This is a genomic window from Curtobacterium sp. AC273 (genome assembly GCF_979253735.1).
On sequence record NZ_CEEDDU010000002.1, the window covers coordinates 136,610 to 159,718 of the forward strand.

16 protein-coding genes and 13 pseudogenes are annotated in these 23,109 nt (G+C 71.0%); 4 read left to right on the forward strand and 25 right to left on the reverse strand.

Annotated elements, in window-relative coordinates:
- Positions 1-7: 7 nt before the first annotated feature.
- The 12 genes and pseudogenes from ACZ8AI_RS03520 to rplS all read right to left on the reverse strand — a co-directional run bounded on the left by ACZ8AI_RS03520 (position 8) and on the right by rplS (position 6,198).
- The gene (locus ACZ8AI_RS03520; protein ID WP_464856605.1) at positions 8-157 is read right to left on the reverse strand and encodes a hypothetical protein; all 150 of its coding nucleotides are present in this window, start codon (positions 155-157) and stop codon (positions 8-10) included.
- Positions 127-1,287 (reverse strand): DNA-processing protein DprA, encoded by a 1,161-nt coding sequence (locus ACZ8AI_RS03525; protein ID WP_464856607.1) that lies wholly within the window; start codon positions 1,285-1,287, stop codon positions 127-129. The genes ACZ8AI_RS03520 and ACZ8AI_RS03525 overlap by 31 nt, the downstream gene beginning before the upstream one ends.
- Positions 1,288-1,318: 31 nt before the next feature.
- A pseudogene (locus ACZ8AI_RS03530) lies at positions 1,319-1,492 on the reverse strand (magnesium chelatase subunit ChlI family protein); the annotation flags it as partial.
- A gap of 109 nt (positions 1,493-1,601) precedes the next feature.
- A pseudogene (locus tag ACZ8AI_RS03535) lies at positions 1,602-1,778 on the reverse strand (hypothetical protein); the annotation flags it as partial.
- A pseudogene (locus ACZ8AI_RS03540) lies at positions 1,705-2,733 on the reverse strand (magnesium chelatase domain-containing protein); the annotation flags it as partial. The pseudogenes ACZ8AI_RS03540 and ACZ8AI_RS03535, both read right to left, overlap by 74 nt.
- Before the next feature lie 33 nt (positions 2,734-2,766).
- Complete coding sequence (locus ACZ8AI_RS03545; RefSeq protein WP_464856609.1) at positions 2,767-3,135, reverse strand: YraN family protein; 369 nt, start codon at positions 3,133-3,135, stop codon at positions 2,767-2,769.
- A 166-nt stretch (positions 3,136-3,301) separates the two neighbouring features.
- Complete coding sequence (locus tag ACZ8AI_RS03550; protein ID WP_464856854.1) at positions 3,302-3,574, reverse strand: Lsr2 family DNA-binding protein; 273 nt, start codon at positions 3,572-3,574, stop codon at positions 3,302-3,304.
- Positions 3,532-3,654: pseudogene (locus ACZ8AI_RS03555) on the reverse strand (Lsr2 dimerization domain-containing protein); the annotation flags it as partial. The pseudogene ACZ8AI_RS03555 and the gene ACZ8AI_RS03550, both read right to left, overlap by 43 nt.
- 105 nt (positions 3,655-3,759) lie before the next feature.
- Positions 3,760-4,082: pseudogene (locus tag ACZ8AI_RS03560) on the reverse strand (DUF2469 family protein).
- 293 nt (positions 4,083-4,375) lie between these two features.
- Positions 4,376-4,867 (reverse strand): annotated as a pseudogene (locus ACZ8AI_RS03565) (ribonuclease HII); the annotation flags it as partial.
- Positions 4,868-4,935: 68 nt separating this feature from the next.
- Positions 4,936-5,681 (reverse strand): annotated as a pseudogene (gene lepB / locus ACZ8AI_RS03570) (signal peptidase I).
- A gap of 160 nt (positions 5,682-5,841) precedes the next feature.
- Positions 5,842-6,198 (reverse strand): 50S ribosomal protein L19, encoded by a 357-nt coding sequence (rplS, locus tag ACZ8AI_RS03575; protein ID WP_464856611.1) that lies wholly within the window; start codon positions 6,196-6,198, stop codon positions 5,842-5,844.
- 165 nt (positions 6,199-6,363) lie between these two features.
- On the opposite strand from rplS, the pseudogene map reads away from it, so the two are divergent.
- Positions 6,364-7,148, forward strand: a pseudogene (gene map / locus ACZ8AI_RS03580) (type I methionyl aminopeptidase).
- A gap of 150 nt (positions 7,149-7,298) precedes the next feature.
- On the opposite strand, the pseudogene trmD reads toward map, so the two are convergent.
- From trmD to aroA, 10 genes and pseudogenes are all read right to left on the reverse strand, one after another.
- A pseudogene (gene trmD, locus ACZ8AI_RS03585) lies at positions 7,299-7,993 on the reverse strand (tRNA (guanosine(37)-N1)-methyltransferase TrmD).
- 5 nt (positions 7,994-7,998) lie between these two features.
- The gene (rimM, locus tag ACZ8AI_RS03590; protein WP_175477536.1) at positions 7,999-8,544 is read right to left on the reverse strand and encodes a ribosome maturation factor RimM; all 546 of its coding nucleotides are present in this window, start codon (positions 8,542-8,544) and stop codon (positions 7,999-8,001) included.
- A 19-nt stretch (positions 8,545-8,563) separates the two neighbouring features.
- A pseudogene (locus ACZ8AI_RS03595) lies at positions 8,564-8,801 on the reverse strand (RNA-binding protein).
- A 4-nt stretch (positions 8,802-8,805) separates the two neighbouring features.
- Positions 8,806-9,213, reverse strand: coding sequence for a 30S ribosomal protein S16 (rpsP, locus tag ACZ8AI_RS03600; protein ID WP_464856856.1), 408 nt, complete (start codon positions 9,211-9,213; stop codon positions 8,806-8,808).
- A gap of 134 nt (positions 9,214-9,347) precedes the next feature.
- Positions 9,348-10,223 carry an FAD-dependent oxidoreductase gene (locus tag ACZ8AI_RS03605; protein WP_464856614.1) on the reverse strand — a complete coding sequence of 292 codons (876 nt, stop codon included), beginning with the start codon at positions 10,221-10,223 and terminating at the stop codon, positions 9,348-9,350.
- The gene (locus tag ACZ8AI_RS03610; RefSeq protein WP_464856616.1) at positions 10,220-11,395 is read right to left on the reverse strand and encodes an oxidoreductase; all 1,176 of its coding nucleotides are present in this window, start codon (positions 11,393-11,395) and stop codon (positions 10,220-10,222) included. Before ACZ8AI_RS03610 ends, ACZ8AI_RS03605 begins: the two co-directional genes overlap by 4 nt.
- A gap of 102 nt (positions 11,396-11,497) precedes the next feature.
- Positions 11,498-12,331, reverse strand: coding sequence for an SDR family oxidoreductase (locus tag ACZ8AI_RS03615; protein ID WP_464856618.1), 834 nt, complete (start codon positions 12,329-12,331; stop codon positions 11,498-11,500).
- 89 nt (positions 12,332-12,420) lie between these two features.
- Complete coding sequence (locus ACZ8AI_RS03620; RefSeq protein WP_071292876.1) at positions 12,421-13,590, reverse strand: acyl-CoA dehydrogenase family protein; 1,170 nt, start codon at positions 13,588-13,590, stop codon at positions 12,421-12,423.
- Positions 13,587-14,495 (reverse strand): AMP-binding protein, encoded by a 909-nt coding sequence (locus tag ACZ8AI_RS03625; RefSeq protein WP_464856858.1) that lies wholly within the window; start codon positions 14,493-14,495, stop codon positions 13,587-13,589. Before ACZ8AI_RS03625 ends, ACZ8AI_RS03620 begins: the two co-directional genes overlap by 4 nt.
- Positions 14,496-14,586: 91 nt before the next feature.
- Positions 14,587-17,010 (reverse strand): annotated as a pseudogene (gene aroA / locus ACZ8AI_RS03630) (3-phosphoshikimate 1-carboxyvinyltransferase); the annotation flags it as partial.
- Between aroA and ACZ8AI_RS03635 the strand changes: the two are divergent.
- A pseudogene (locus ACZ8AI_RS03635) lies at positions 16,901-18,030 on the forward strand (glutamate--cysteine ligase). The pseudogenes aroA and ACZ8AI_RS03635 overlap by 110 nt on opposite strands.
- Positions 18,031-18,237: 207 nt before the next feature.
- Here the strand turns inward: ACZ8AI_RS03635 and ffh are convergent.
- A complete protein-coding gene (ffh, locus tag ACZ8AI_RS03640) occupies positions 18,238-19,791 on the reverse strand; it encodes a signal recognition particle protein (RefSeq protein ID WP_464856620.1) in 1,554 nt (517 codons plus the stop codon).
- Positions 19,792-19,991: 200 nt separating this feature from the next.
- On the opposite strand from ffh, the pseudogene lipB reads away from it, so the two are divergent.
- Positions 19,992-20,656, forward strand: a pseudogene (lipB, locus tag ACZ8AI_RS03645) (lipoyl(octanoyl) transferase LipB).
- The gene (gene lipA / locus ACZ8AI_RS03650) at positions 20,653-21,636 is read left to right on the forward strand and encodes a lipoyl synthase (RefSeq protein WP_464856622.1); all 984 of its coding nucleotides are present in this window, start codon (positions 20,653-20,655) and stop codon (positions 21,634-21,636) included. Before lipB ends, lipA begins: the two are co-directional and overlap by 4 nt.
- 189 nt (positions 21,637-21,825) lie before the next feature.
- Here lipA and ACZ8AI_RS03655 read toward each other — a convergent pair whose 3' ends face one another.
- Positions 21,826-21,984, reverse strand: coding sequence for a DUF4175 domain-containing protein (locus ACZ8AI_RS03655; protein WP_137767577.1), 159 nt, complete (start codon positions 21,982-21,984; stop codon positions 21,826-21,828).
- Between the two features lie 97 nt (positions 21,985-22,081).
- The gene (ftsY, locus tag ACZ8AI_RS03660; protein ID WP_071292480.1) at positions 22,082-22,951 is read right to left on the reverse strand and encodes a signal recognition particle-docking protein FtsY; all 870 of its coding nucleotides are present in this window, start codon (positions 22,949-22,951) and stop codon (positions 22,082-22,084) included.
- Positions 22,952-23,109: the final 158 nt, after the last annotated feature.

Consider the following 23,109-nt stretch of genomic DNA (forward strand, 5'->3'; position numbering starts at 1 on the left):
GCCCCCGTCACGCCCGTACCCACCCGCCGGAGGTGTGCGCGACGAAGCCTTGGAGCTGTGCGAGCGCGAGGGTGTCGGCGACCTCGGCGAGGGACATCCCGGACCGGACGGCGACGTCGTGATCGCTCATCGCCCGCCGGCCGAGGGCGTCGAGCACGCGGACGACCTCGGGATCGAGGCGCGCACCCGCCAACGGTTCGTCGACGACACCGGCACCGGCACCGGCGGGGAGGAGCCCGCCAGCGCTGCGTCGGCAGGGTCCTCGGGTGGACGACGAGCTGCGCGCGGCCCTGCGCCACGAGCCGGTGGCACCCCACCGACGCCGAGGAGGAGAACGCGCCGGGCACGGCGAACACCGGCCGCCCGAGCTGCCGCCGCGTGGTGCGCCGTGTTGAGCGCGCCGGAACGCGCACCGGCCTCGACGACGACGGTGGCGTCCCCGAGCGCCGCAATCAGTCGGTTCCTCGCGAGGAACCGCCACCGCGTCGGCCGGGTGCCCGGCGGCGACTCGGCGAGCAGCGCACCCTGCCGCGCGACGTTCCGCAGCAGGTCGACGTTGCCTGCGGGGTACAGCTGGTCGATCCCCCGGCGAGCACCGCGACCGTCGGTGCACCCGCGGCGATCGCGACGCGGTGGGCCACGGCGTCGATCCCGTAGGCCCCGCCGCTGATGATCGCGCAGCCGGCATCCGCTGCGGTGGAGGTGATCTCGGCCGCGGCTTCCGCTCCGGCGACGGTGTTCGCCCGCGACCCCACGACCGCGAGCGACGGCAGCGCCTCGGCGGAGGCCGCGCGCCTCCAGAGGACCAGGGGCGTGCGGACCGAGGTCGTCGACGCTGCCGGGCCATCCGTCGGCCCCCGGCACGAGCAGCCGGGCGCCCACGTTCCGTCCGGCCGCGATCACGTCCCCGACGTCGGAGCGTCCCAGCCGCGGCCGCCAGCGGTCGAGCGCGGAGCGGACGACCGGCCGGAACGTGTCCGGGTCCTCAGCGCCGTCGACTCCGGCCTCGGCGCAGGCCGCGATGAGCGCACCCGAGCCGTCCTCTTCGGCCGCCTCGCACGCCTCGACGACGAGGCCGAGCGCCCGCTCCGCGCCGAGCACCGTCACCAACTCCCCCGCCACGGCGTCGCCCGGTTCGGTGAGCGAGGACCACGCCACCCGCGCGGCCGCCTGGACCGGGTCGACCTCCGCGCCAGCCGGCCCGAGCGCCGCCCGGACGACAGCGAGCAGGTCCCCGCCGCTCGCAGCGCACTCCGAGCGCGAGGGCCTCGCGGACGTGCCGGGCACCGGGCCGTCCGGCTCCTTGCAGGTCGGCCAGGGTCCAGGCCAGCCGCATCGCCCGGTCCCACCCGCGCATCGTCAACGACCCGTGGTCGAGCGCCTTGTCGAGGGCCTCCATCGCGCCGGGCTCGGAACGACCGGCACCCCGGAGCCAGGAACCGGCGACCTCGGCGTTCCTCGACCAGCCGGTCCCCCGCAGCCGTTCGCGCATCCGGGCGCGGGCCGCCTCGACGACCCGCCGGGCCTCTGCCGTGGTGGGGGTCGAGCCGTCCCCCGCTCCGCATGTGCCCCGTCGTCACGCGCGGCACCCGCACCCGGATGTCCATGCGGTCGAGGAGCGGACCCGAGATCCGTCCGAGGTACCCGTCGCACGGTCGCGGCCGTGCACTCGCAGGGATTGAACCGGTCGCCCGCGTTCCCGCACGGGCACGGGTTCGCGGCGAGGAGCACCTGGCACCGTGCCGGGAACTCGGCGGCTCCGGCGGCGCGGTGCACAGTGATCCGCCCGGACTCGAGCGGCTGCCGCAGCGCGTCGAGCACCGCCCGTGGGAACTCGGGCGCCTCGTCGAGGAACAGCACGCCCCGGGTCGCCCGGGACCACCGCGCCCGGCCGGATGACCGCCGGTTCCGCCGCCGACCGAGCGCGACGGCGGACCGCGGAGTGGTGCGGTGCCTCCCAGGGCGGCCGCGTCGTCCAGGACGCGGCTCCGTGTCCGGCGACCGACCGGACGGCAGCGACCTCGAGCGCAGCGTCCTCGTCGAGGTCGGGCAGGAGCCCGGGCAGCCGCTCGGCCAACATCGTCTTGCCGGCGCCCGGCGGTCGAGGAGCAACGCGTGGTGTCCACCAGCCGCCGCCGCGATCACCGCGCGCACACCGATCGGGTTGCCGACGACGTCCGAGAGCTCGGCGACCGGACGACGCTCCGGCGGCGCGGCGATCGGCAGGACGGCGTCCACCTCGATGCCGGGCAGGAGCGCACCGGCGTCGATGGCTGCGGCGCGGAGGGAGTCCACGCCCGTCACCGTGACACCCCCGACGACGCGGGCCTCGGCGAGGTTGCCGACGGGGAGGACCACGCGTCGGGCTCCGGCGTCGCGTGCCGCGAGCACCATCGGGATCACCCCGGGGACCGGTCGCACCCGCCCGTCGAGCCCGAGTTCACCGATGTAGACGATGCGTTCGGACACGTCCGGGGCGACGTCCGCTCCGGCCAGCACCGCCATCGCGATGGCCAGGTCGAACCCGGACCCCCGTTTCGGGATCGCCGCCGGCGTCAGGTTGACGGTGATCCGCCGTGCCGGCAGCGGGCAGCCGGCGTTGGCTGCCCCGGCCGCCCGGACCCGTTCGCGGGCCTCGCCGAGTGAGGTGTCCGGCAGACCGATGATGCTGAACGCCGGGAGCTGGCTCGTGAGGTGCGCCTCGACCTCGATCCGGCGCCCCGAGACGCCCACGAGCGCGACGGCCCGCCGCCCGGCCGATGCCGGTCACCGGACACCCTCGAGGTGTTCGACGACGACCCGGTCCCCGTCGACGTGCACGGCGACGGCGTCGATCCGGATCGCGCGCGCCGAGATCTCGGGATGCTCGTCGAACCACGCCGGCACCAGTCGCCGCAACCGGGACATCTTCGACGCGGTGATCGCCTCGAACGGGTGTCCGGTCGAGACGCCGGAGCGGGTCTTCACCTCGATGAACACCAGCGTGCACGACTGCCACGCGATGATGTCCACCTCGCCCCGGGCGCACCGCCAATTGCGCTCGACCAGGCGGTATCCGTGGTCCGCCAACCATTCTGCTGCTCGGTCTTCACCGAACCGTCCGAGGCTGCCGTTCCGCAGCGGTGTTCGTTCCATGTCGTTGCCTCCGCTGCGAGGTTCGCGCAGCCGGACGAGCGACGGGGCTCCTGCTCAACGATTGTGGAGAGCCATTCCGATATCGGTTTCTGTGGAGGACAAAGCAGCTCGCACAAAGAAGAAAGACCCGGACGACCGAGGTCGTCCGGGTCCTGCAGCACCGCGGTCAGTGCGCGGCTGCGTACGCTTCCTGCACCTGGGTGGAGATGCGACCACGGGTGGAGACCTCGTAGCCGTTCTCCTTCGCCCATTCGCGGATCTTGCCGAGTTCCTCGGAGTTGCCGCGCTTGGGGGCCGACTTCGGGGCGGAAGCGCGCCGGACGAACGACGGCCGGAGACCTTCCGAGCCGCTGCGACGTAGTCCGAGATCGCTTCGCGGAACTTGTCGACGTTGTCGTCCGTCAGGTCGATCTCGTAGGACGAGCCGTCGAAGGCGAATTCGACCGTGCGGCCTTCACCGGGGGTGATGGGCGAGTCGTCGAGGTCGTCGACGAGCTGAACGGTGACCTTCTGTGCCATGGCGTGCTCCTGTTTCGGGGACGGAAATCACCACCACATTAGCGCGGGAATGCAATTCGGGTCACCGATGGACGGCGATTCCCGGGATTGCAATAGAAGTGAAGATCACTCGTCGAGTGCGAGTTCCTTCGGCAGTTCGAGTTCACGAGGGTCAGTTCCTCGACGTTCACGTCCTTGAACGTGAGCACCCGCACGGATTTCACGAACCGATCGGAACGGTAGACGTCCCAGACCCAGACGTCGTTCATCGTCAATTCGAAGTAGAAATCGTGCTCGGTGTCCCGGCGGGCGAGTTCGACCTCGTTGGCCAGGTAGAAACGCCGCTCGGTCTCGACCACGTACCGGAACTGCGACACGACGTCGCGGTACTCGCGGTACAGGGCAAGTTCGACCTCGCGGTCGTAGTCGTCGAATTCGTCGTCATCCATCGCGCCCACAGTCTACGGCGACCGGGGCACCCGCGGCACAACACCCGCGCACGCACCAGCGCCAGCACCCGCGCGCACCCGCCCCCGAGCCCGCCTGGGCCCGCACCCGCGCCCGCGCGCCCGCGCGCGACCCCGCGCGACCGTCCACTCAGCCCGCGAGCGCGTCCAACTCGGCGAACCCGTCCAGCGCGACGCTCGACGTCTGGTGCAGCCAGCTCTTCCGGTGCAGCTCGTAGCGCCCCCACGGACCGGATCGCGTCGTAGTGCGCCGTCGACCCGTACCCCTTGTTCGACGCCCAGGCGTAGTGCGGGGCGTCATCGTGGGCCGCCGTCATCAGGGCGTCCCGGGCGACCTTCGCGACGACCGACGCCGCCGCGACCGAGGCGCAGTCCCGATCGGCCTTGACGCGCACGACGACCTCGAGCGGGTCGGACGGCGTCCGCAGGGTCAGCGGCACGGCACGGGTCAGCCAGTCGAACGAGCCGTCGAGGACGACCACCGCCCCGTCGAGGGACAGCCCCTCGTCGACGAGCGTGTGGAGTGCTGCGGCTCCCGCCTGCCCGAGCGCGGGCACGATGCCCTGCTCGTCGACGACGGTCGCGGACGCCATGCCCACCGCGGTCCGGGTCCACCGACGCACGACCGGGTCCAGTGCTTCCCGCCGCGGGGCGGTGAGCAGCTTCGAGTCGGCCAGGCCCTGCGGTACCCGTCCGATGTCGATCGTCACCGCGGCGACGCCGACCGCGACCGGTCCGGCGATCGCGCCGCGACCGACCTCGTCCATGCCGATCACGGTCAGACGCCCCTCACCGAGGAGCTTCTTCTCGAGACGGAGCGACGGACGGACGGCGGTCACTCGTCCTTCTCCTCCACGCCGGCGAAGACCTCGGGGTGGTCGTCGAGCCAGGTCCACCGGCTGGACGGCCAGGGAGATCACGAACGCCCGCCCGGTGACGTCGGACAGCGGGACGAACCCCTTCGAGGGCGTGTCGCCGTTGTACCGGGAGTCCTTCGAGTCGTTCCGGTTGTCGCCCATCACCCAGATGGTGCCCTTCGGCACGGTGACGGAGAAGTCGGTCGCCGAGGCGGGGGCCCCGGCGGGGAGACTTGAGGTACGGCTCCTTGATCGGGACACCGTTGACGGACATCTGGCCGAGGTCGTTGCAGCAGGAGACCTTGTCGCCTGGAAGCCCGATGACCCGCTTGATGAGGTGGTCGTCGCTGTCGCCGGTGCCGAGTCCGACCTGCGTCAGGAGCCAGTCGATGGCCTTGGCGGGCTGGGTGTCCGGCGTGACGTTCGGCACGTCCGATCCGGTGAGCCACCCGCCCGGGTCCTTGAAGACCACCACGTCGCCGCGCTTCAGCGAGACCACGTTCGGGACGAGTTCGTTGACGATCACCCGGTCGTTGATCTGCAGCGTGTTCTCCATCGACGCCGACGGGATGTAGAACGACCGGATCAGGAACGTCTTGACGAGGAACGACACGAGCAGTGCCGCGAGGAAGATGATGACGAGGTCACGGATGAAGGTGAGGACACCGTTGCGCCGCTTCTCGATCCGGGGCCGCTGCCCGGTTTCGTCAGTCGTGTCCGTCATTTCCGCTCTCGTTCACACACCACAAGCCCTCGACGGAGCCGTCACGACCCCGCGGGTCCCGCGAGGAGCCAGCACGGAGAAGGCCCCATCGATGCACAACCGTACATGGACGAGGGGCCGACAGCGGAGTCCGGCTCGCGGACGCTCGCTGTGAAGGCGATCAGTTGTCGCGCTTCTCCTTGATCTTGCGGCGGGCCGCCTTGCCGCGGGCTCGCGGAGGTAGTAGAGCTTCGGCACGACGGACGTCACCCTTGGTGACGATCTCGATGTGGTCGATGATCGGCGAGTGCACCGGGAACCAGCGCTCGACGCCGACCTGGAAGCTCACCTTGCGGACCTTGAAGGTCTCGCCGAGGCCGTGACCCTGGCGGCCGATGACGACGCCCTGGAACACCTGGACACGCGAGCGCGTGCCTTCGATGATGTTGACGTGCACCTTGATGGTGTCGCCGGGACGGAAGTCCGGGACGTCGGTGCGCAGCGACGCTGCGTCGACGTGGTCGAGGAGCTGGCTCATGATTGGGTCACTCTCTGCGGACGCACACGGGTCGCCGCGGATCGATTTCGGTAAGTGGTGTGTGTGCCCGGTGTCGGCGACTCCCCCGTGGCAGAGTCCAGCCAGGGCACGGCTACCCATCTTGCCACAGAGAACGACCGGCGCAAAACGCGCGAGGATGGACGCATGATCGAACTCCGCACCCCCGCCGAGCTGGACGGCCTGCGTGTCGCCGGCCGGTTCGTGGCCGACGTCCTCGACGAGCTGCTCGACACCGTCGACGTCGGCGTGAACCTCCTGGACCTCGACCGCGTCGCCGCGAAGCTGATCGCCGACCGGGGCGCCGAGAGTTGCTACGTCGACTACCACCCGTCGTTCGGCCAGTCGCCGTTCGGCAAGAACCTCTGCACGTCCGTGAACGACGCGGCGCTGCACGGGCTGCCGCACGACTACACGCTCGTGGACGGCGACCTCGTCAGTCTCGACTTCGCCGCGAGCGTGGACGGCTGGGTCGCCGACTCCGCCGTCTCGGTGCAGGTGAGGACGCCCCCCGCGACGAGGACCAGGCCCTCATCGACACCGTCGAGCGCGCGCTGGTCGCGGGCATCGCGCAGTTCCGACCCGGCAACAAGCTCGGTGACGTGTCGTACGCGATCGGTCGGGTCGCGCACGACGGCGGCTACGACGTGAACCTGCAGTTCGGCGGACACGGCGTGGGCCGCACGATGCACGGCGACCCGCACGTGCCGAACGACGGGCGTCCGGGTCGCGGACTCAAGCTGCGGCCCGGTCTCGTGGTCGCGATCGAACCGTGGCTCATGCAGGGCACCGACGAGCTCTACCAGGACGCCGACGGCTGGACGCTCAAGAGCGTCGACGGCTCACGTGCCGCCCACGTCGAGCACACCGTCGCGGTGACCGAGACCGGTCCCGAGGTGCTGACCCTCCGTCGCGCCCAGCGCGACCAGTAGCGGGCCGGGAGGCGCGGTACCGGCCCGCACCGTGCCTCCAGGCAGACGCGCCGGAGCCGGGTTTCGTGCTCAGCGACAGTTCACGCGGAACGAACCGCGAGGAGTGTCGCTCAGCCCGAAATCCTTCCAGCAGGCAAGCGCGCCAACCGGTCAGGCAGGCGGCAGCAGGTCCGGACGGACGCGCCGCGTCCGCTCCACCTGCTGCTCGTGCCGCCAGGCACCGACACGCGCGTGGTGGCCGCTCAGCAGCACGTCCGGCACGTCGTGGCCACGCCACGAGGCGGGCTTCGTGTACGAGGGGTACTCGAGGAGGCCGTCCTCGTGGGATTCCCTCGACGAGGGACTCGGGGTTGCCGACGACCCCGGGCACGAGTCGCCCGACGGCCTCGATCATCGCCATCGCCGCGACCTCGCCGCCGTTCAGCACGTAGTCACCGAGCGAGAGCTCGACGACGGAGCAACGCGACGCTGCCCACTCGAACACTCGGGCGTCGATGCCCTCGTACCGCCCGCAGGCGAACACGAGGTGGTCGGCCGTCGACGCGAGCGAGCGCGCGATGGACTGCGTGAACGGCGTGCCGGCGGGCGTCCGGGACGACCAGGGTCGACGAGCCGTCCGGCCGCAACAGGGCGTCCAGCGCCTGCGCCCACGGCTCGGGCTTCATGACCATGCCCGCTCCCCCGCCGTACGGGGTGTCGTCGACGGTGCGGTGTCGGTCGGTCGTCCACTTCCGCAGGTCGTGCACGTGCACGTCGAGCAGGCCGTCCTGCCGGGCCCTGCCCAGCAGGGACACGTCGAGCACGGAGAAGAACTCCGGGAAGATCGTGACGATGTCGATCCGCACGGGGACTAGTCCGTGACCGTCTCGGGGCGCGAGGTGTCCTCGGGGTCCTCGAACAGCCCCTGCGGCGGCGTCACCGTGACGGTGCCGGCCGCGATGTCGACCGCGGGCACGATCGCCGAGACGAACGGCACGAGGACCTCGCCGCGAGACGGCGTGTCGATCGCGAGCAGGTCCTGCGCGGGCAGGTGGTCGACCCGTGCGACGGTGCCGACCTCGACGCCGTCGCGGAGGACGCGGAGCCCGACCAGCTGGTGGTCGTACCAGGCGTCGTCCTCGCCGGTGACGGCGTCGGCGTCCTGTTCGACCCAGAGGATGATGCGGGCCAGGGACTCGGCCGCGGTGCGGTCGTCGATCCCGGCGAAGAACGCGACGGGGTGACCGTTGTACCAGCGGAGTTCGTCCAGCTCGAGGGTCTTGCCCGACCACGGTGAGTCGTCGGGGACCTGGAGCGTGAAGGTGGCGCCCGGGGTGAACCGACGATCCGGGTCGTCGGTGTAGAGCTCGAGCTTGATGCCGCCCTTGAGCCCGTGCGCCTTCGTGATGCGACCCACCCGGAGCTGGGTCGTCTCCCTAGGAATCGGTGTCGACCACGTCGACACGCACCCGCTTGCCGTCGGCGAGAGCCGAGACGAGGGTGCGCAGCGCCTTTGCGGTCCGTCCGGCGCGACCGATCACGCGGCCGAGGTCCTCGGGGTGCACACGCACCTCGAGGACCTCGCCGCGCGGGGAGGTGGAGCTGGCGACGCGCACGTCGTCAGGGTGATCGACGATCCCCTTGACGAGGGTGCGTCAGCGCGGAAGCGAGCAAGGAATTACGCCTCGGTCGTCTCTGCTGCGTCGTCGGCCTCGGCCGGAGCGGCCGGGGCCTTCTTCTCCGACTTGGGCTTCAGGACGGCCTTCTTCGACGAGTCGACGACGAAGGGCTCCTTCGGCTGCTTGACCTTGACCTTGGACTCGGTGTCCTTCTCGCCCTTGAACTTGGCCCAGTCGCCGGTGAGCTTGAGGAGCGCCGCGACCTGCTCGGTCGGCTGCGCGCCGACGCCGAGCCAGTACTGCGCACGGTCGGACTTGACCTCGATGAACGAGGGCTCCTCGGTGGGGTGGTACTTGCCGATCTCCTCGATCACACGACCATCGCGCTTGGTGCGCGAGTCGGCGACGACGATGCGGTAGTACGGCGCACGGATCTTGCCGAGGCGCTTGAGACGGATCTTGGACAGCCACAATTACTCCTGTTGCGTGATGTTGTGGTTGAACCGGAACCGCGGGCGTGGGGGCACACACGGTGAAAGCTCGGAATGAGTCGCGCACAGCTGGATAGAGGGTCGAGCAGGCGCGATTCGACCGTTCATTCTTACAGATTCCCGGGCCGGATGCGAGTCGACTTCGCTACGGGGCGAAGTCGTCGGACCGCTTCGAGTGCCTCGGAGGTCGCGCGGACCGCGTCCACGCTCCGCGCGTCGCGGGCACCACCGACGACGGCGTGCGGCACACCGGCGTCCTGGAGGCCCGCCACGAGTCCGTCGACCGGCCCGCGTTCCTGCCCGGCGCAGAGCACGACGTGGTCGGCGGGGACCGCCTGCTCGTCGCCGTGCTCGTCGCGGATCCAGAGCGTGCCCGGCTCGATGCGCAGGTACTCCTGCACACCGCCCACCATGTGCACGCCGGCGTCGCGGAGCCGACCGATCGCGACCCAGCGGGACGTGATGCCGATCCCCTGGCCGAACTTGCCCGAGCGTCGGAGCACGGTGACGTCGCTGCCGGCTCGGAGCGTGCGGGTCGCGGCGGGGAGCCGTTGCGGCACGTCGCCGACGACGACCTCGGACACGTCGAGGTCCCAGCGGGCGGCGAACTGCGTCGCGCGGTGCGCCTCGTCGGGCGACTCGGTGAGGAACGCCGCCGTGTCGACGCCGATCCCCCCGCCGCCGATCACCGCGACGGTGCCCGCGGGGACGCCCTCGCGGAGCGCCTGCTCGTAGGTCCGGACGTGCGGCAGCGACGACCCCGGGATGTCGACGGTGCGCGGGACCACTCCGGGGGCGAGCACGACGGCGTCGCTCTCGGCCAGGTCCGCTGCGGTCGCGGCCCGACCGAGGTGGACGGTCGCGCCGCGTTCCTCGAGTTCCGCTCGGGCGGAGCGGACCGTGGCGGCGTAGTCCTCCTTGCCCGGCACGAGCGCGGCGAGCTCGAACTGGCCGCCGAGCCGGTCGGCGGCCTCCCAGAGCGTCACGGTGTGCCCGCGGCGCGCGGCGTCGACGGCGGCTGGTGAGTCCGGCCGGCCCACCGCCGACCACGTCGACACGCTTCGGCTCCGTCGTCGGACGGGCCGGGAACGCGACCTCGCGGCCGGCGCGCGGGTTGACCAGGCAGGACACCGGCTGGCCGACGATCGACCGGTCGAGGCACGCCTGGTTGCAGCCGATGCAGGTGTTCACCGAGCCCGAACCGGCCGTCGAGCGAGCGCGCGACGATGGCGGGATCGGCGAGGAACGGCCGGGCGAGCGCCACCGCGTCGATGAGCCCGTCGGCCAGCACGGCCTCGCCGTCGCGCAGGTCCGTCATCCGGTTCGACGCGATCACCCGGACGTCCGGGTACGGCGACGCGCGGACGACCCCGGCGATGCGCGCGGCGTACGCGAGCCAGGCCCCGTGCGGCACGGCGGCCTGCACGGTCGGCGTGCGGGACTCGTGCCAGCCGATGCCCACCGAGATCCCGTCGAGCCCGAGCGGCAGCAGGTCGTGCACCAGGGCGTCGACGTCGTCGTCCGTCGAGGACCCCGGCATCAGGTCGGCGCCGGAGAGCCGGATCGTCACCGCCAGGTCGGGCACGGCGGACCGCACGGCGCGGACGACCTCGATCGCGAACCGCCGCCGGCGCTCCGGGGAACCGCCCCACTCGTCGTCGCGGAGGTTCGTCAGCGGCGACTGGAACTGGTTGATCAGGTAGCCCTCGGACGCCATGATCTCGACGCCGTCGAACCCGATGTCCCGGGCGGTGCGCGCAGCGGCCGCGAAGTCCTCGATGGTTCGCTCGACCTCGGCGCCCGTCAACGCGTCGGGCACGACCCCGCGCGCGGCCGCCCACGGCAGGGCCGACGGTGCCACCACCCGCTGCGGGTCGCCGTGCCGGTCGACCATCCCCGACGCCAGCGCGTACCGCCCGGCGTGGAAGAGCTGCGCGAGGATGACGGAGCCCTCGTCGTGCACCGCCTCGACCGCGGCACGGAACCGCTCGTCCGCTCCCCCGACGCCGAACACGGCGAAGTCCGGGCCGCCACGGGCCTCGTCGCTCACCGCGATGCCACCCGTGATGATGCACGCGGCGCCGCCGGCCGCTCGCTCGCGGTAGAACGCCGCCATGCCGGCCCCGCCGTCGTCGTGCACCTCGAGTCCGGTGTGCATCGACCCCATGACAACCCGGTTCGCCAGGTGCAGGGGCCGAGGGTCCAGGGTGACGCGACGGTCGGAGGGAGTCCGGCACGACGGGGGCGGAAGCGACGCTGCTCATGCGCCTATTCTGCCGCGGGGAGCACGGCGTCGCGGAGCGGCGAGGTGGTGTCCGCCCAGTACGGCGGTGCGATGACGGTCAGGCCACCGTCGACCGACAGGACCTGTCCCGTGATGTACGACGCCTTGTCGGACAGCAGGAAGTCCACCGCGTCGGCCATGTCGTCGGCGGTGCCCGGACGCTGCAGCGGCAGCTTCTCGTAGACGGTCTCGATCGGCGCCTGACCGGGGACCTTCGTGTAGAAGTACTCGAGCGAGTCGGTGTCGATCAGGCCGCCCGTTCACCGCGTTGACGGTGATCTGCCGCGGACCGAACTCGACCGCCATGTACTTCATGTAGGACTCGCTCATGGCCTTCGCGGCGCCGGGCGCGGCGTAGGTCGGGAACGCGCGGAGCGAGCCGTACGAGGTGGCGACGACGATCCGACCGCCGTGGTCCATCAGCTCGGCGGCCCGCTGCGCCCCGAGCACGAACGAGCGCGCGTTCGTGGCGTAGCTGCGGTCGAGGTGGTGCAGCTTGAGTTCCTTCACCGGCTTGAACGCGCTCGCGGCGGCGTTCGCGACGAAGTAGTCGAGGCGGCCGTAGGTGTCCCGCACCAGGTCGAACAGCGCGTCGATCGACTCCGGCTGCTCGATGTCGACCTGCGCCGTGATGCCGTCCCCACCGGCCGCCTTGACGTCGGCCAGCGATTCCTCGGCCAGGTCGGCGTTGCCCTTGTACGTCACGACGACGGTGACGCCGCGCTGGCCCAGTTTCTGGGCGAGCAGTCGCCCGATGCCGCGCGAGGCGCCCGTGATGAGTGCGATGGGAGCGTTGGTGGAGTCGGTCACTGCAGTCCTTTGCTGACGGTGGTGGGTGACGGACGGGAGGCGCGGGGCGGGGCCGCACCGCGCCTCCAGTCCGGTACTGGGGGTGCGGTCTAGAACCCGGCCTGGCCGGTCACGACGGCGCGGCCGACGACCAGCTTCTGGATCTCGTTGGTGCCCTCCTCGAAGCGCTGCGCGCGCGCGTCGCGGTAGACGCGCTCGATCGCGTTGCGCTTCCAGTAGCCCTGGCCGCCGTGCACCTGCAGCGCCTTGTCGGTGACCCGGGCGAGCATGTCGACGGCGACCATCTTCGAGGCGCTCGACAGGGTGCCGGCGTCCGGACGGCCTTCTTCGTAGGCGCGCGCAGCCTCGAGCACCAGGGCGCGGGCGGCCGCGATGTCGGCGTAGTTCTCGGCGAGGTAGAACTGGATCGCCTGCCGGCTGGAGAGCCGCTTGCCGAAGGTCTCGCGCTTGTTCGCGTACTCGACGGCGAGCTCGTTCGCCCGCTCGGCCAGGCCCACGGCGCTCATCGCGACGGACACCCGGCTCGGCAGCAGGAACCCGCCGAGGGCGACCTCGAGGCCCTGCCCCTCCTCGCCCAGCCGCGCGCTGGCGGGGATCGGCGTCTCGGTGAAGCGCAGGATCGCGTGGTCGGTGCCGCGGATGCCCATCGTGTCGGAGTCGTCGATGACCTCGGCCCCGGGCAGGCCGGAGTTCGGCATCAGGAACGCGACCGTGCCGTCCTGGCCGCTCGTCCCCTCGAGGCGCGCGGCGATGAGCCAGTAGTCGGCCTTCACGCCGAACGTGATGAGGTGCTTCTCGCCGTTCATCACGTAGGTGTCGCCCTCGCGACGGACCGTGGTGCGGAGGTCCGCGCCGGTGCCGGCGGTGGCCTCGGTCAGCGTGAAGGCGACGAGCTTGTCCCCCGCGACGCTCGGCTTGACGACCTGCTCGATCTGCTCCGGCGTCGCGTACGGCGCCATCGCGCGCCAGGTGCCGTTGATGACGTGGACGAGCATGCGGATCGAGGCATGCGAACGCGACACGATCTCCATGACCTCGAGGTAGCGCGAGAACGGGATGTCCCGGCCGCCGAGCTCCGTCGGCGCCGCGAGCGACAGCCACCCGTTGTCCTTGAGCTCCTGGAAGAGCTCCGGTGCGACCTGGCCGGTGCGCTCGATCTCCTCCGCCCACTCCTCGCCGCGACCGCGCACCCACTCGGTGACCTCGGCCTTGAGCTGCTGGAAGTCCTGCTCGGTTGCGGTTTCCGTGACCAGCGTCATCGTGTCTCGTTCTCCTTCGTCGCGACGAGCGCGGCTGCCTGCTCGCGCAGGACGTTCTTCTGGACCTTGCCGACCGCGTTGCGCGGCAGCTCGGCGATGTACTCGAGTCGTTCCGGCCAGTAGTACTTGCTCACGCCCGCCTTGTCGAGGGCCTGCTGCATCGACGCGAAGTCGAGCCGCTCGGCACCCGCGGCCGGCACGACGAACGCGCAGGCACGCTCCCCGAGCCGAGCATCCGGCATCGCGACGATCGCCACGTCGGTGATGAGCGGGTGCTGGTAGAGCAGGTTCTCGATCTCGACGACCGGGATCTTCTCGCCGCCGCGGTTGATGACGTCCTTGATGCGGCCCGTGATCGACAGGAAGCCCTTGTCCGATACCTTCGCCAGGTCGCCGGTGCGGTACCAGCCGTCCGCGGTGAAGACGTCGTCGGTCAGGTCGGGGCGGTCGAGGTACCCGTCGAACATCGTCGGCGAGAACAGCTCGAAGTTGCCCTCGGTGTCGGCGGGGAGCTCGTTGCCCTCGTCGTCGACGATGCGGATCGAGATGCCGGGCAGCGCGCGGCCGTCGTGGCCGTAGGCGTCCGCCGGGTCGTCCGACGGGCTCGACAGGGCACCGAGGCAGGTCTCGCTCGTGCCGAACGCACCGAGGATGGCGCTGCCGAGGACCGTGCTCGCCCGCTGCGCCAGCGCGCGGGGCACCGCGGCACCCGTCGGCACGAAGATCCGGAGCGACTCCGGCTGCGGTGCGCCGGCCTCGACCAGGTCGACCAGGTCGGTGAGGAACGGCGTCGCGCACTGCACGAAGGTCGCCCCCGCGGCGCCGAACGCCTGCTCGAGCGCGACGGTGCCGTCCCAGACGGGCTGGATGACCTGCGGAGCGCCGAGACGGAACGCCAGCAGCATGCCGTACAGGAAGCCGGTCTGGTGCGCGAGCGGCGACGGGATGTAGATCCGGTCCGCGCTCGTCCAGACCGGACTGGGCGACGTGCATGGCGGTCGCGAGCCCGAGGGTGCGGTGCGGGTGCTGGACGCCCTTCGGCTCGCCGGTGGTGCCGGACGTGAAGAGCAGCTGGCAGACGTCGTCCGGGCCGGGGGCGTGCGACCGGATCTGGTCGACGTCCACCTGGACCGACTCGAGCGCCGTGTCGAAGTACCGCCAGTTCCAGTCGCTCGCCGCGACGCGCTCGGCGGCGTCGGCGGGCAGGGGCGGCTGGTTCGTCGGGCTGTCCGGCACACCACGGGCCTCGGCGCGGAGCACGATGACGTGCTCGACGGCGAGTCGACGCTGCTGCGCCTGCGCCTCGTCGATGACGTCGAGGAGTTCGAGCGCCGGACGCCGCTTCCGGAACAGGTTCGGCAGGAACACCACGCGGGCCCTGGACCGGGCGAGCGTCATCGTCGTCTCACGGGGACCGAACACGGGCATGATCGGCGTCGCGACGGCACCGATCTGGATCGCGCCGAGGGTGATCGACACGAACTCACGCCAGTTCGGCAGCTGCATCGCCACGGACTCGCCCCGGCGGACGCCGAGCTCGAGGAGCAGCGCGGAGACCTTGTCGGCCTCGTCCTGCAGTTCCCGCCACGTGGTCTTCACCGGCTCGGGGCCGCCGACCTCGATCACGGCCAGGCCGTCCGGGTCCTGCTCGGACAGGGCGCGGACCTTCTCGCTGAGCACCAGCGGATCGGCGTCGACCCCGGTCAGCTCGGGCAGGGCCGCCGTGGTCGACTCGTGTGGCTGGGCCGGGTCGTCGTGCGTCTCGCCCAGGTCGGTGCGCTCCGGCGCCTCGGACTCGGCCGCGTCGATCCGGTCGTCGCGCGCCACCTGGGCCGCCAGGCCGTCGCCGACCTCCATGTCGAGCCCGACCGCGTTCATCGCCTCGAGGAAGGTGGGGTACGAGATCCGGTAGGCACGCGGGTAGGTCAGGGACGACGTGCCCTCGGCCTTCGACGCGGCGACCGCGAGCGACATCAGCACGCGGTGGTCGTTGAACGAGGACATCGGGCTGCCGTGCAGCTCGCCCGGTCGGACGCCGGTCACCCGGAGCTCGTCGGCGCCCTGCTCGGCACGACCGCCCATCCGGTTGAGCTGGAGCATCGCGGCGACGCGGTCGGACTCCTTCAGGCGGATGTGCGCCACGTTCCAGAGCCGGGTCGTGCCCTCGGCGAAGGTCGCCATCGTCGACAGGACCGGCAGCAGGTCCGGGATCGGCTGGCAGTCGATGTCGAGGGGCCGGAGCGGCGAACCGTCGTGCTCGATGCGCACGAAACCGGTCTCCTCGTCGATCCGCATCGGGACGCCCATCGCCGTCGCGAGGTCGAGGAACTCGCTCTCCGGGTGGTCGGTCTCGGCGGTCGTGAACGCCGTCATGCCGCGGAGCAGGAGGTTCGACTCGCGGATGCCGGCGGCGGCGATGCCGAACGCGGCCGAGCCGATGTCCGGCGGGATGACGTAGTCGTGCGGGGTGGCCTGCTGGTTCGCCGGGATCCGGTACTCGAGCCAGTCGTCGGAGACCTCGACCGTCAGGCCGAACTGCCGCATCATGCGGACCGTCAGCTCGACGTACGGCTGCTCGTTGAGGCGGCCGCCGGTGATGTGGATCCGGGTCTCCTGCTCGGCGAACGGCGCCACCAGGAGCAGGCCGGAGATCCACTGCGACAGGGTGCCGGCGATCTGCACGTCGCCGCCGCGCGGACGCTTCGGCTGGACCGTCACGGGCGGGCAGTCGTTCGTCGCCTCGAGCTCGATGCCCATCTGGGTGAGCGAGGTGAGCAGCGCCTTGATCGGTCGGCGCTGGAAGTACTTCATCCCCGACAGCGTCATCGGCTTGTCCGCCAGGGACGCCAGGCCGGTCATGAAGTACAGCGTCGTGCCGGAGGATCCCATGTTGAGGATGCCGTCCGCCCCGCGGGACCCGTGGTCGACCACGTCGGTGGCCTCGTACCGGCCACCGAGCCCGGTGACGTGGTACTCGTTGCCCCGCCGCTTGACGTCGACGCCGAGCGCGCGGAGCGTGCCCACGGTCCATTCGACCTGCCGGGTCGCACTGATGCCGGAGACGATGCTCGTCCCCTTCGCCAGCGACGCGAGCACCAGCGCGCGGTGCGCGTGGTACTTCGAGACCGGGATGTCGAGTTCTCCGACGAGCGGTGCGGACGTACCGCGCACGACCAACTGCATGCGTACCTCTTCCCTGTTCAGCGTTTCCACGGTACGCCCGGTGTGGATCTCCTGGGAATCGGATCCGCACGATCGGGACCGGGGTTCGTTGTGCGTGTCCGACAAGGTTCCGGGCAGGATGTACAGCATGGACATCCGCTTCACCGAGTCCCGCCCGTCGACCATCGGCGTCGAGTGGGAGCTCCCGCTGGTCGACCGCGCGACCGGCGACCTCGCCCCTCGGGCCCCCGCCGTCATCGCCGCCGTGCACGAGCGACTGGGCGACCACGACAAGGTCACCGAGGAGCTCCTGACGAACACGGTCGAGGTCGTCACGGGCGTCCACGACACCGTCGGCGGGGCCACCGCGGAGCTGTCCGGCACCATCGGCGAGGTCATCGACGCGGCCGATCCGCTCGACGCCGACGTCATGTGCTCCGGGACGCATCCTTTCGCGCAGTGGGACCAGCAGGAGATCACCCCGGACAGCGAGCACTACACGACCCTCATCGACCGCACGCGCTGGTGGGGTCGGCAGATGCTCATCTGGGGCGTCCACGTGCACGTCGGCATCGACCACCGCGACAAGGCGGTCCCGATCATGAACGCGATGCTCGCGTACGTGCCGCACCTGCAGGCGTTCACCGCGTCGAGCCGTTCTGGGCCGGCACCGACACGGGCTACGCGTCGAACCGGGCGCTCATGTTCCAGCAGCTCCCGACCGGCGGGCTGCCCCCGCAGCTGGGTGCCTGGGCGAACTTCGAGGAGGTCGTCGGCGACCTCACCCACACCGGCGTCGTCGAGGGCGTCGCGGACCTGCGCTGGGACATCCGCCCGTCGCCGAAGTGGGGCACGCTGGAGAACCGCGTCTCGGACGGCATCTCGACCCTGCACGAGGTCGGCGCCGTCACCGCGCTCGTACAGTGCCTGGTCACCGCCTGCTCGGACCGGCTCGACGCGGGCGAGACCCTGCCCACGATGCAGCCGTGGTTCATCCGCGAGAACAAGTGGCGCGCCGCCCGCTACGGCATGGAGGCGGAGATCATCACGAACGTCGCGGGCGACGAGCGGCTCGTCACCGACGAGGTGCACGACCTGGTGCAGCGGCTCGACCCGATCGCCGAGCGGCTCGGCTGCCAGGAGGAACTGCACCACCTCGACACGATGATCGAGCGGGGCGCGTCGTACCAGCGGCAGTTGCAGGTCGCGCAGGAGAACGGCGGTGACCTGCGTGCCGTCGTCCGGCACCTGGTGACGGAGCTGCGCGAGTCCCTCTGACCCGCGCCTGGTCGTTCCGGGCGTACCCGGTCGTTTCGGGCGTACCCGGTCGTTCCGGGCGTACCTGGTCGTTCCTTCCTGCCGAGTACGCCCGATTTCGCTTGCCACCGCGCGTGCGATGGGAAGGAACGTCGCGACGCCACCACGAACGGACGGGAGGCGCGGTGCCAGCTGGCACCGCGCCTCCCGTCCGTCAGGTGGTCGCGACTACCGCCCCAGGAACTTCTGCAGGGACGCGAGCTCTTCCTCGGTCGGCGCCTTGCCGCCCTTCGCACCGCCGCCGAGTCCGAGACCCGAGCCCTGCGGCGCCTGCTGCGGCGCCGCGGCGGCACCGGCCGCCAGGGCCGCACGCTTCGCGGGGTTGCCGACCTTGGCCTTCTTCTTGCCGCCGCCCTGCTGCTTCTTGCCGCCGTGCATGCCCGGGATCGGCCCCATGCCCGGCATCTGCGGGACACCGCCGCGAGCGACAGTCTTCATCATCTTGGCGGCCTGCTCGAAGCGGTTCACGAGGGCGTTCACCTCGGTCACGGTCGACCCGGCGCCCTTGGCGATGCGGAGTCGGCGGGAGCCGTTGAGGAGCTTCGGCAGCTCGCGCTCCTGCGGCGTCATCGACTGGATGATCGCCTCGGTGCGCACGATCTCGCGCTCGTCGAAGTTGTCGAGCGCCTCGCGCATGCCCTTGGCGCCCGGCAGCATGCCGAGCATGCCCTTGATCGAGCCGGCCTTGCGGAGCTGCTGCATCTGCTGCAGGAAGTCGTTCAGCGTGAAGTTGTCGGTCGCGATCTTGTCCGCGACCTTGCGGGCCTCTTCCTCGTCGAAGGCACCCTGCGCCTGCTCGATGAGGGACAGGATGTCGCCGAGGTCGAGGATGCGGCTCGCCATGCGGTCCGGGTGGAACGGCTCGAAGTCGTCGAGCCCCTCGCCCGTGGAGGCGAACATGATCGGACGGCCGGTGACGCTGGCGACCGACAGGGCCGCACCACCGCGGGCGTCGCCGTCGAGCTTCGACAGGACGACGCCGGTGAAGTCGACGCCTTCCTGGAAGGCCCGGGCGGTGGTGACCGCGTCCTGACCGATCATCGCGTCGATGACGAACAGGACCTCGTCCGGGTCGACGGCCTTGCGGATGTTCGCCGCCTGCTTCATGAGCTCGGCGTCGACGCCGAGTCGACCGGCGGTGTCCACGATGACGGTGTCGTACTGCTGGTCGACCGCAGCCTTGATCGCGTTCTTCGCGACCTTCACCGGGTCGCCGACGCCGTTGCCGGGCTCTGGTGCGAAGACGTGCACGCCGGCCTGCTCACCGACGACCTGCAACTGCTGCACGGCGTTCGGGCGCTGGAGGTCGGCCGCGACGAGCATCGGGGTGTGGCCGTCCTTCTTGAGCCACTTGCCGAGCTTGCCCGCGAGGGTCGTCTTGCCGGCGCCCTGCAGGCCCGCGAGCATGATGACCGTCGGCGGCCGCTTCGCGAACTCGAGGCGTCGCTGCTGGCCGCCGAGGATGCCGACGAGTTCCTCGTTGACGATCTGGACGACCTGCTGCGCCGGGTTCAGCGCGCGGTTGACCTCGTCGGAGAGGGCACGCTCGCGCACCGATGCGGTGAACGCCTTGACGACCTCGAGCGCGACGTCGGCGTCGAGGAGCGCCCGCCGGATCTCGCGGACGGTGCCGTCGACGTCGGAGGGGGTCAGCCGGCCCTTGCTCCGCAGGTTGCGGAAGGTCTCGGTCAGCCGATCGGAGAGTGAACCGAATTGCGCCATGATCCGTCGATTCTACAAGGCTCGGTCCGGACGCTCCCGCCCGTTCCCCGCCGGCCCCGCGAACCCCCGCAAAACGCAACGCGGGCGACACCTCGCAGCGCAATACCGCTGCGGGCAACCGGCAACGTTGCGTTTTGCGGAAGGCGAGGCCGGCCAGTCGTTGTTGGACGGCGTCCAGAAACTGTCGTAGCCTGGCGCGCATGCCGGAACTGGAGATCGTCCGACGCGTGGGGCTCCTCGACCTCGCCGAAGGACTCGCCCTGCAGCGGGACCTGCACACCGCCGTCGTCGCGGGGCGCTCCCCCGGCGCGATCGTCCTGTGCGAGCACCCGTCCGTGTACACCGCCGGCCGCCGCACGGAGCCGTCCGACCTGCCGACGGACGGCTCCCCCGTGGTCGAGGTCGACCGCGGCGGCCGCATCACCTGGCACGGCCCGGGACAGCTCGTCGCCTACCCGATCGTCCGGCTCGCCGAACCGCTCGACGTCGTGGCGTGGGTGCGCGACCTCGAACAGGTCGTCATCGACACCGCGGCGGCCGTCGGGGTGCACGCCGAGCGGGTCGAGGGCCGGGCGGCGCCTGGGTCCGGGGGAACGACGGCGCTCCGGACGCCAAGGTCGGCGCGATCGGGCTGCACGTGGCCGAGGGCGTCACGAGCCACGGCATCGCGATCAACTGCACGAACGCCCTCGACGCCTACGCCGCGATCGTGCCGTGCGGCATCGCCGACGCGGGCGTCACGACGCTCAGCACGGAAGCCGGCCGCACCGTGACCGTCGACGAGGTCGCAGACCTCGTCGCGCCCCGCATCCAGGCGGCGTTCGACCACATGCACGCCGGCACCCGACAGGAGTCCCTCGTATGACCCTCGCCCCCGAAGGCCGCCGGATGCTCCGCGTCGAGGCCCGGAACGCCGAGACCCCGATCGAGACCAAGCCCGCGTGGATCAAGACCCGCGCGACGCAGGGCCCGGCGTTCCGCGAGCTCTCCGGCCTGGTCCGCGACCAGCAGCTGCACACCGTCTGCCAGGAGGCCGGCTGCCCCAACATCTTCGAGTGCTGGGAGGACCGCGAGGCCACCTTCCTCATCGGCGGCTCCCAGTGCACCCGGCGCTGCGACTTCTGCCAGATCGACACCGGCAAGCCCGAACCGCTCGACCGCGACGAACCGCGCCGGGTCGCCGACTCGGTCGTCTCGATGGGCCTCAAGTACGCCACGGTCACCGGTGTCGCCCGCGACGACCTGCCGGACGGCGGCGCCTGGCTCTACGCCGAGACGATCCGCCAGATCCACGAGCACTCCCCCGGCACCGGCGTCGAGATCCTGGTGCCCGACTTCAACGGCCGCCCGGACCAGCTCGGCCAGGTGTTCGACGCCCGGCCAGAGGTCTTCGCCCACAACGTCGAGACGGTCCCGCGCATCTTCAAGCGGATCCGCCCGGCCTTCACCTTCGAGCGCTCCCTCGACGTCATCACGCAGGGGCGGGACGCCGGCCTCGTCACGAAGTCGAACCTCATCCTCGGCATGGGCGAGGAGCGCGCCGAGATCGAGGACGCCCTGCAACGGCTGCACGACGCCGGCACGGACGTCATCACGCTCACGCAGTACCTCCGCCCCTCGCCGCGCCACCTGCCGGTCGCCCGCTGGGTGCGACCCGAGGAGTTCGTCGAGCTGCGCGAGGTCGCCGAGCGGATGGGGTTCGCCGGGGTCCTGGCCGGTCCGCTCGTGCGCTCGTCCTACCGCGCCGGTCGTCTCTGGGCCCGCGCCACGGTGGCGCGCGGAGGGACGGTGCCGGAGCACCTGTCGCACCTGCTCGACGCGGCGCCGGGTCGTCAAGCGGTCTGAAGCCGGGAGCAGAGCTGGCTGAGACTCGCGCTGAGCGACAGTTCACGCGCGCCGGAGCGCGTGGAGTGTCGCTCAGGCCGAAACTCGGCGAGCACGGCCCGAGTCTCGGAAATGGACAGACGGGAGGCACGGTGCCAGCTGGCACCGTGCCCTCCCGTCTGTTGCTGCCCGGTTCAGGGCGTCTGGTCGCTAGGCGCGACCGCGGATGCTCCGGAGGAGCCAGCCGATGACCGCCAGCAGGATGAGCACGATGCCCACCCAGAGCAGGAACTTCAGTGCACCGACGAAGATGCCGCTGAAGAGCAGGACGAGGCCGACGATGATCGCGATGATCAGCAGTGCGGGCATGAGGGTCTCCAATCCCTGGAACGAGACCGAGCGGGTGCCCGGGCCGAAGGGGACACTACTCGCCGAGCCGCGTTCCGGTTCGCTGCTGCAAGAGCCCTCAGCCGACGAGGTTCTGCACGAACACGTGCGGGGTGAAGCCCGTGAGGTCGTTGATGCCCTCGCCCTGGCCGATGAGCTTGATCGGGATGCCCGTCTTCTCCTGCACGCTCAGCACGAACCCGGCCTTGGCCGAGCCGTCGAGCTTGGTGATGACGAGTCCGGTGACCCCGGCGCCCTCGATGAACGCCTGCGCCTGCGCCAGCCCGTTCTGCCCGGTGGTAGCGTCGAGGACGAGCAGCACCTCGGAGATCTCGGTCTGCTTCTCGACGACGCGCTTGATCTTCGTCAGCTCGTCCATCAGGCCGGCCTTCGTGTGCAGGCGGCCGGCGGTGTCGATGACGACGATCTCGGTGTTGTCGCGGATGGCCTTCTCGACGGTCTGGTACGCCACCGAGGCCGGGTCCTGCCCGGGCTGCGACGGCCGGACGACGTCGACGCCGGCGCGCTCCGCCCACGTCGCGACCTGCTCGACGGCCGCAGCGCGGAACGTGTCCGCCGCGCCCACGAGCACCGTGCGGTCGTAGGTCTTGAGGAACTTCGCGAACTTGCCGATCGTGGTGGTCTTCCCCACGCCGTTCACCCCGACGACCAGCACGACGGCCGGTCGCGCACTGAGCTTCAGCGTGGTGTCGAGCTTCGAGAGCCGCTCCTCGAGCACCTCGCGGAGCATGCGCTGCAGGTCAGCGGGGTCGGTCGTGCCGTACCGGTCGACGCGGGCGTGCAGGTCCTCGATGATCTCGTCCGCGATGTCGGGGCCGAAATCCGCACCGATGAGCGCGGTCTCGAGGTCGTCCCACGTCGTCTCGTCGATCGTCTTGCGCTGGAACAGCCCGCGCAACCGGGAGGACAGTGACCAGGAACTCGCCATGCTCCCAGCTTAGAGCGCGGCGCACGTGCGCCGTGCCCGGTATGCTCGGGATCACGAAGGGGAGTATTCCTCCTCGGTGTCCCCGTCAGTACGGTCCGGAACGATCCGGCCCCGGGGCGCCGGTCGTGATCGGGACATCGTGCCGAACACGACGGAAG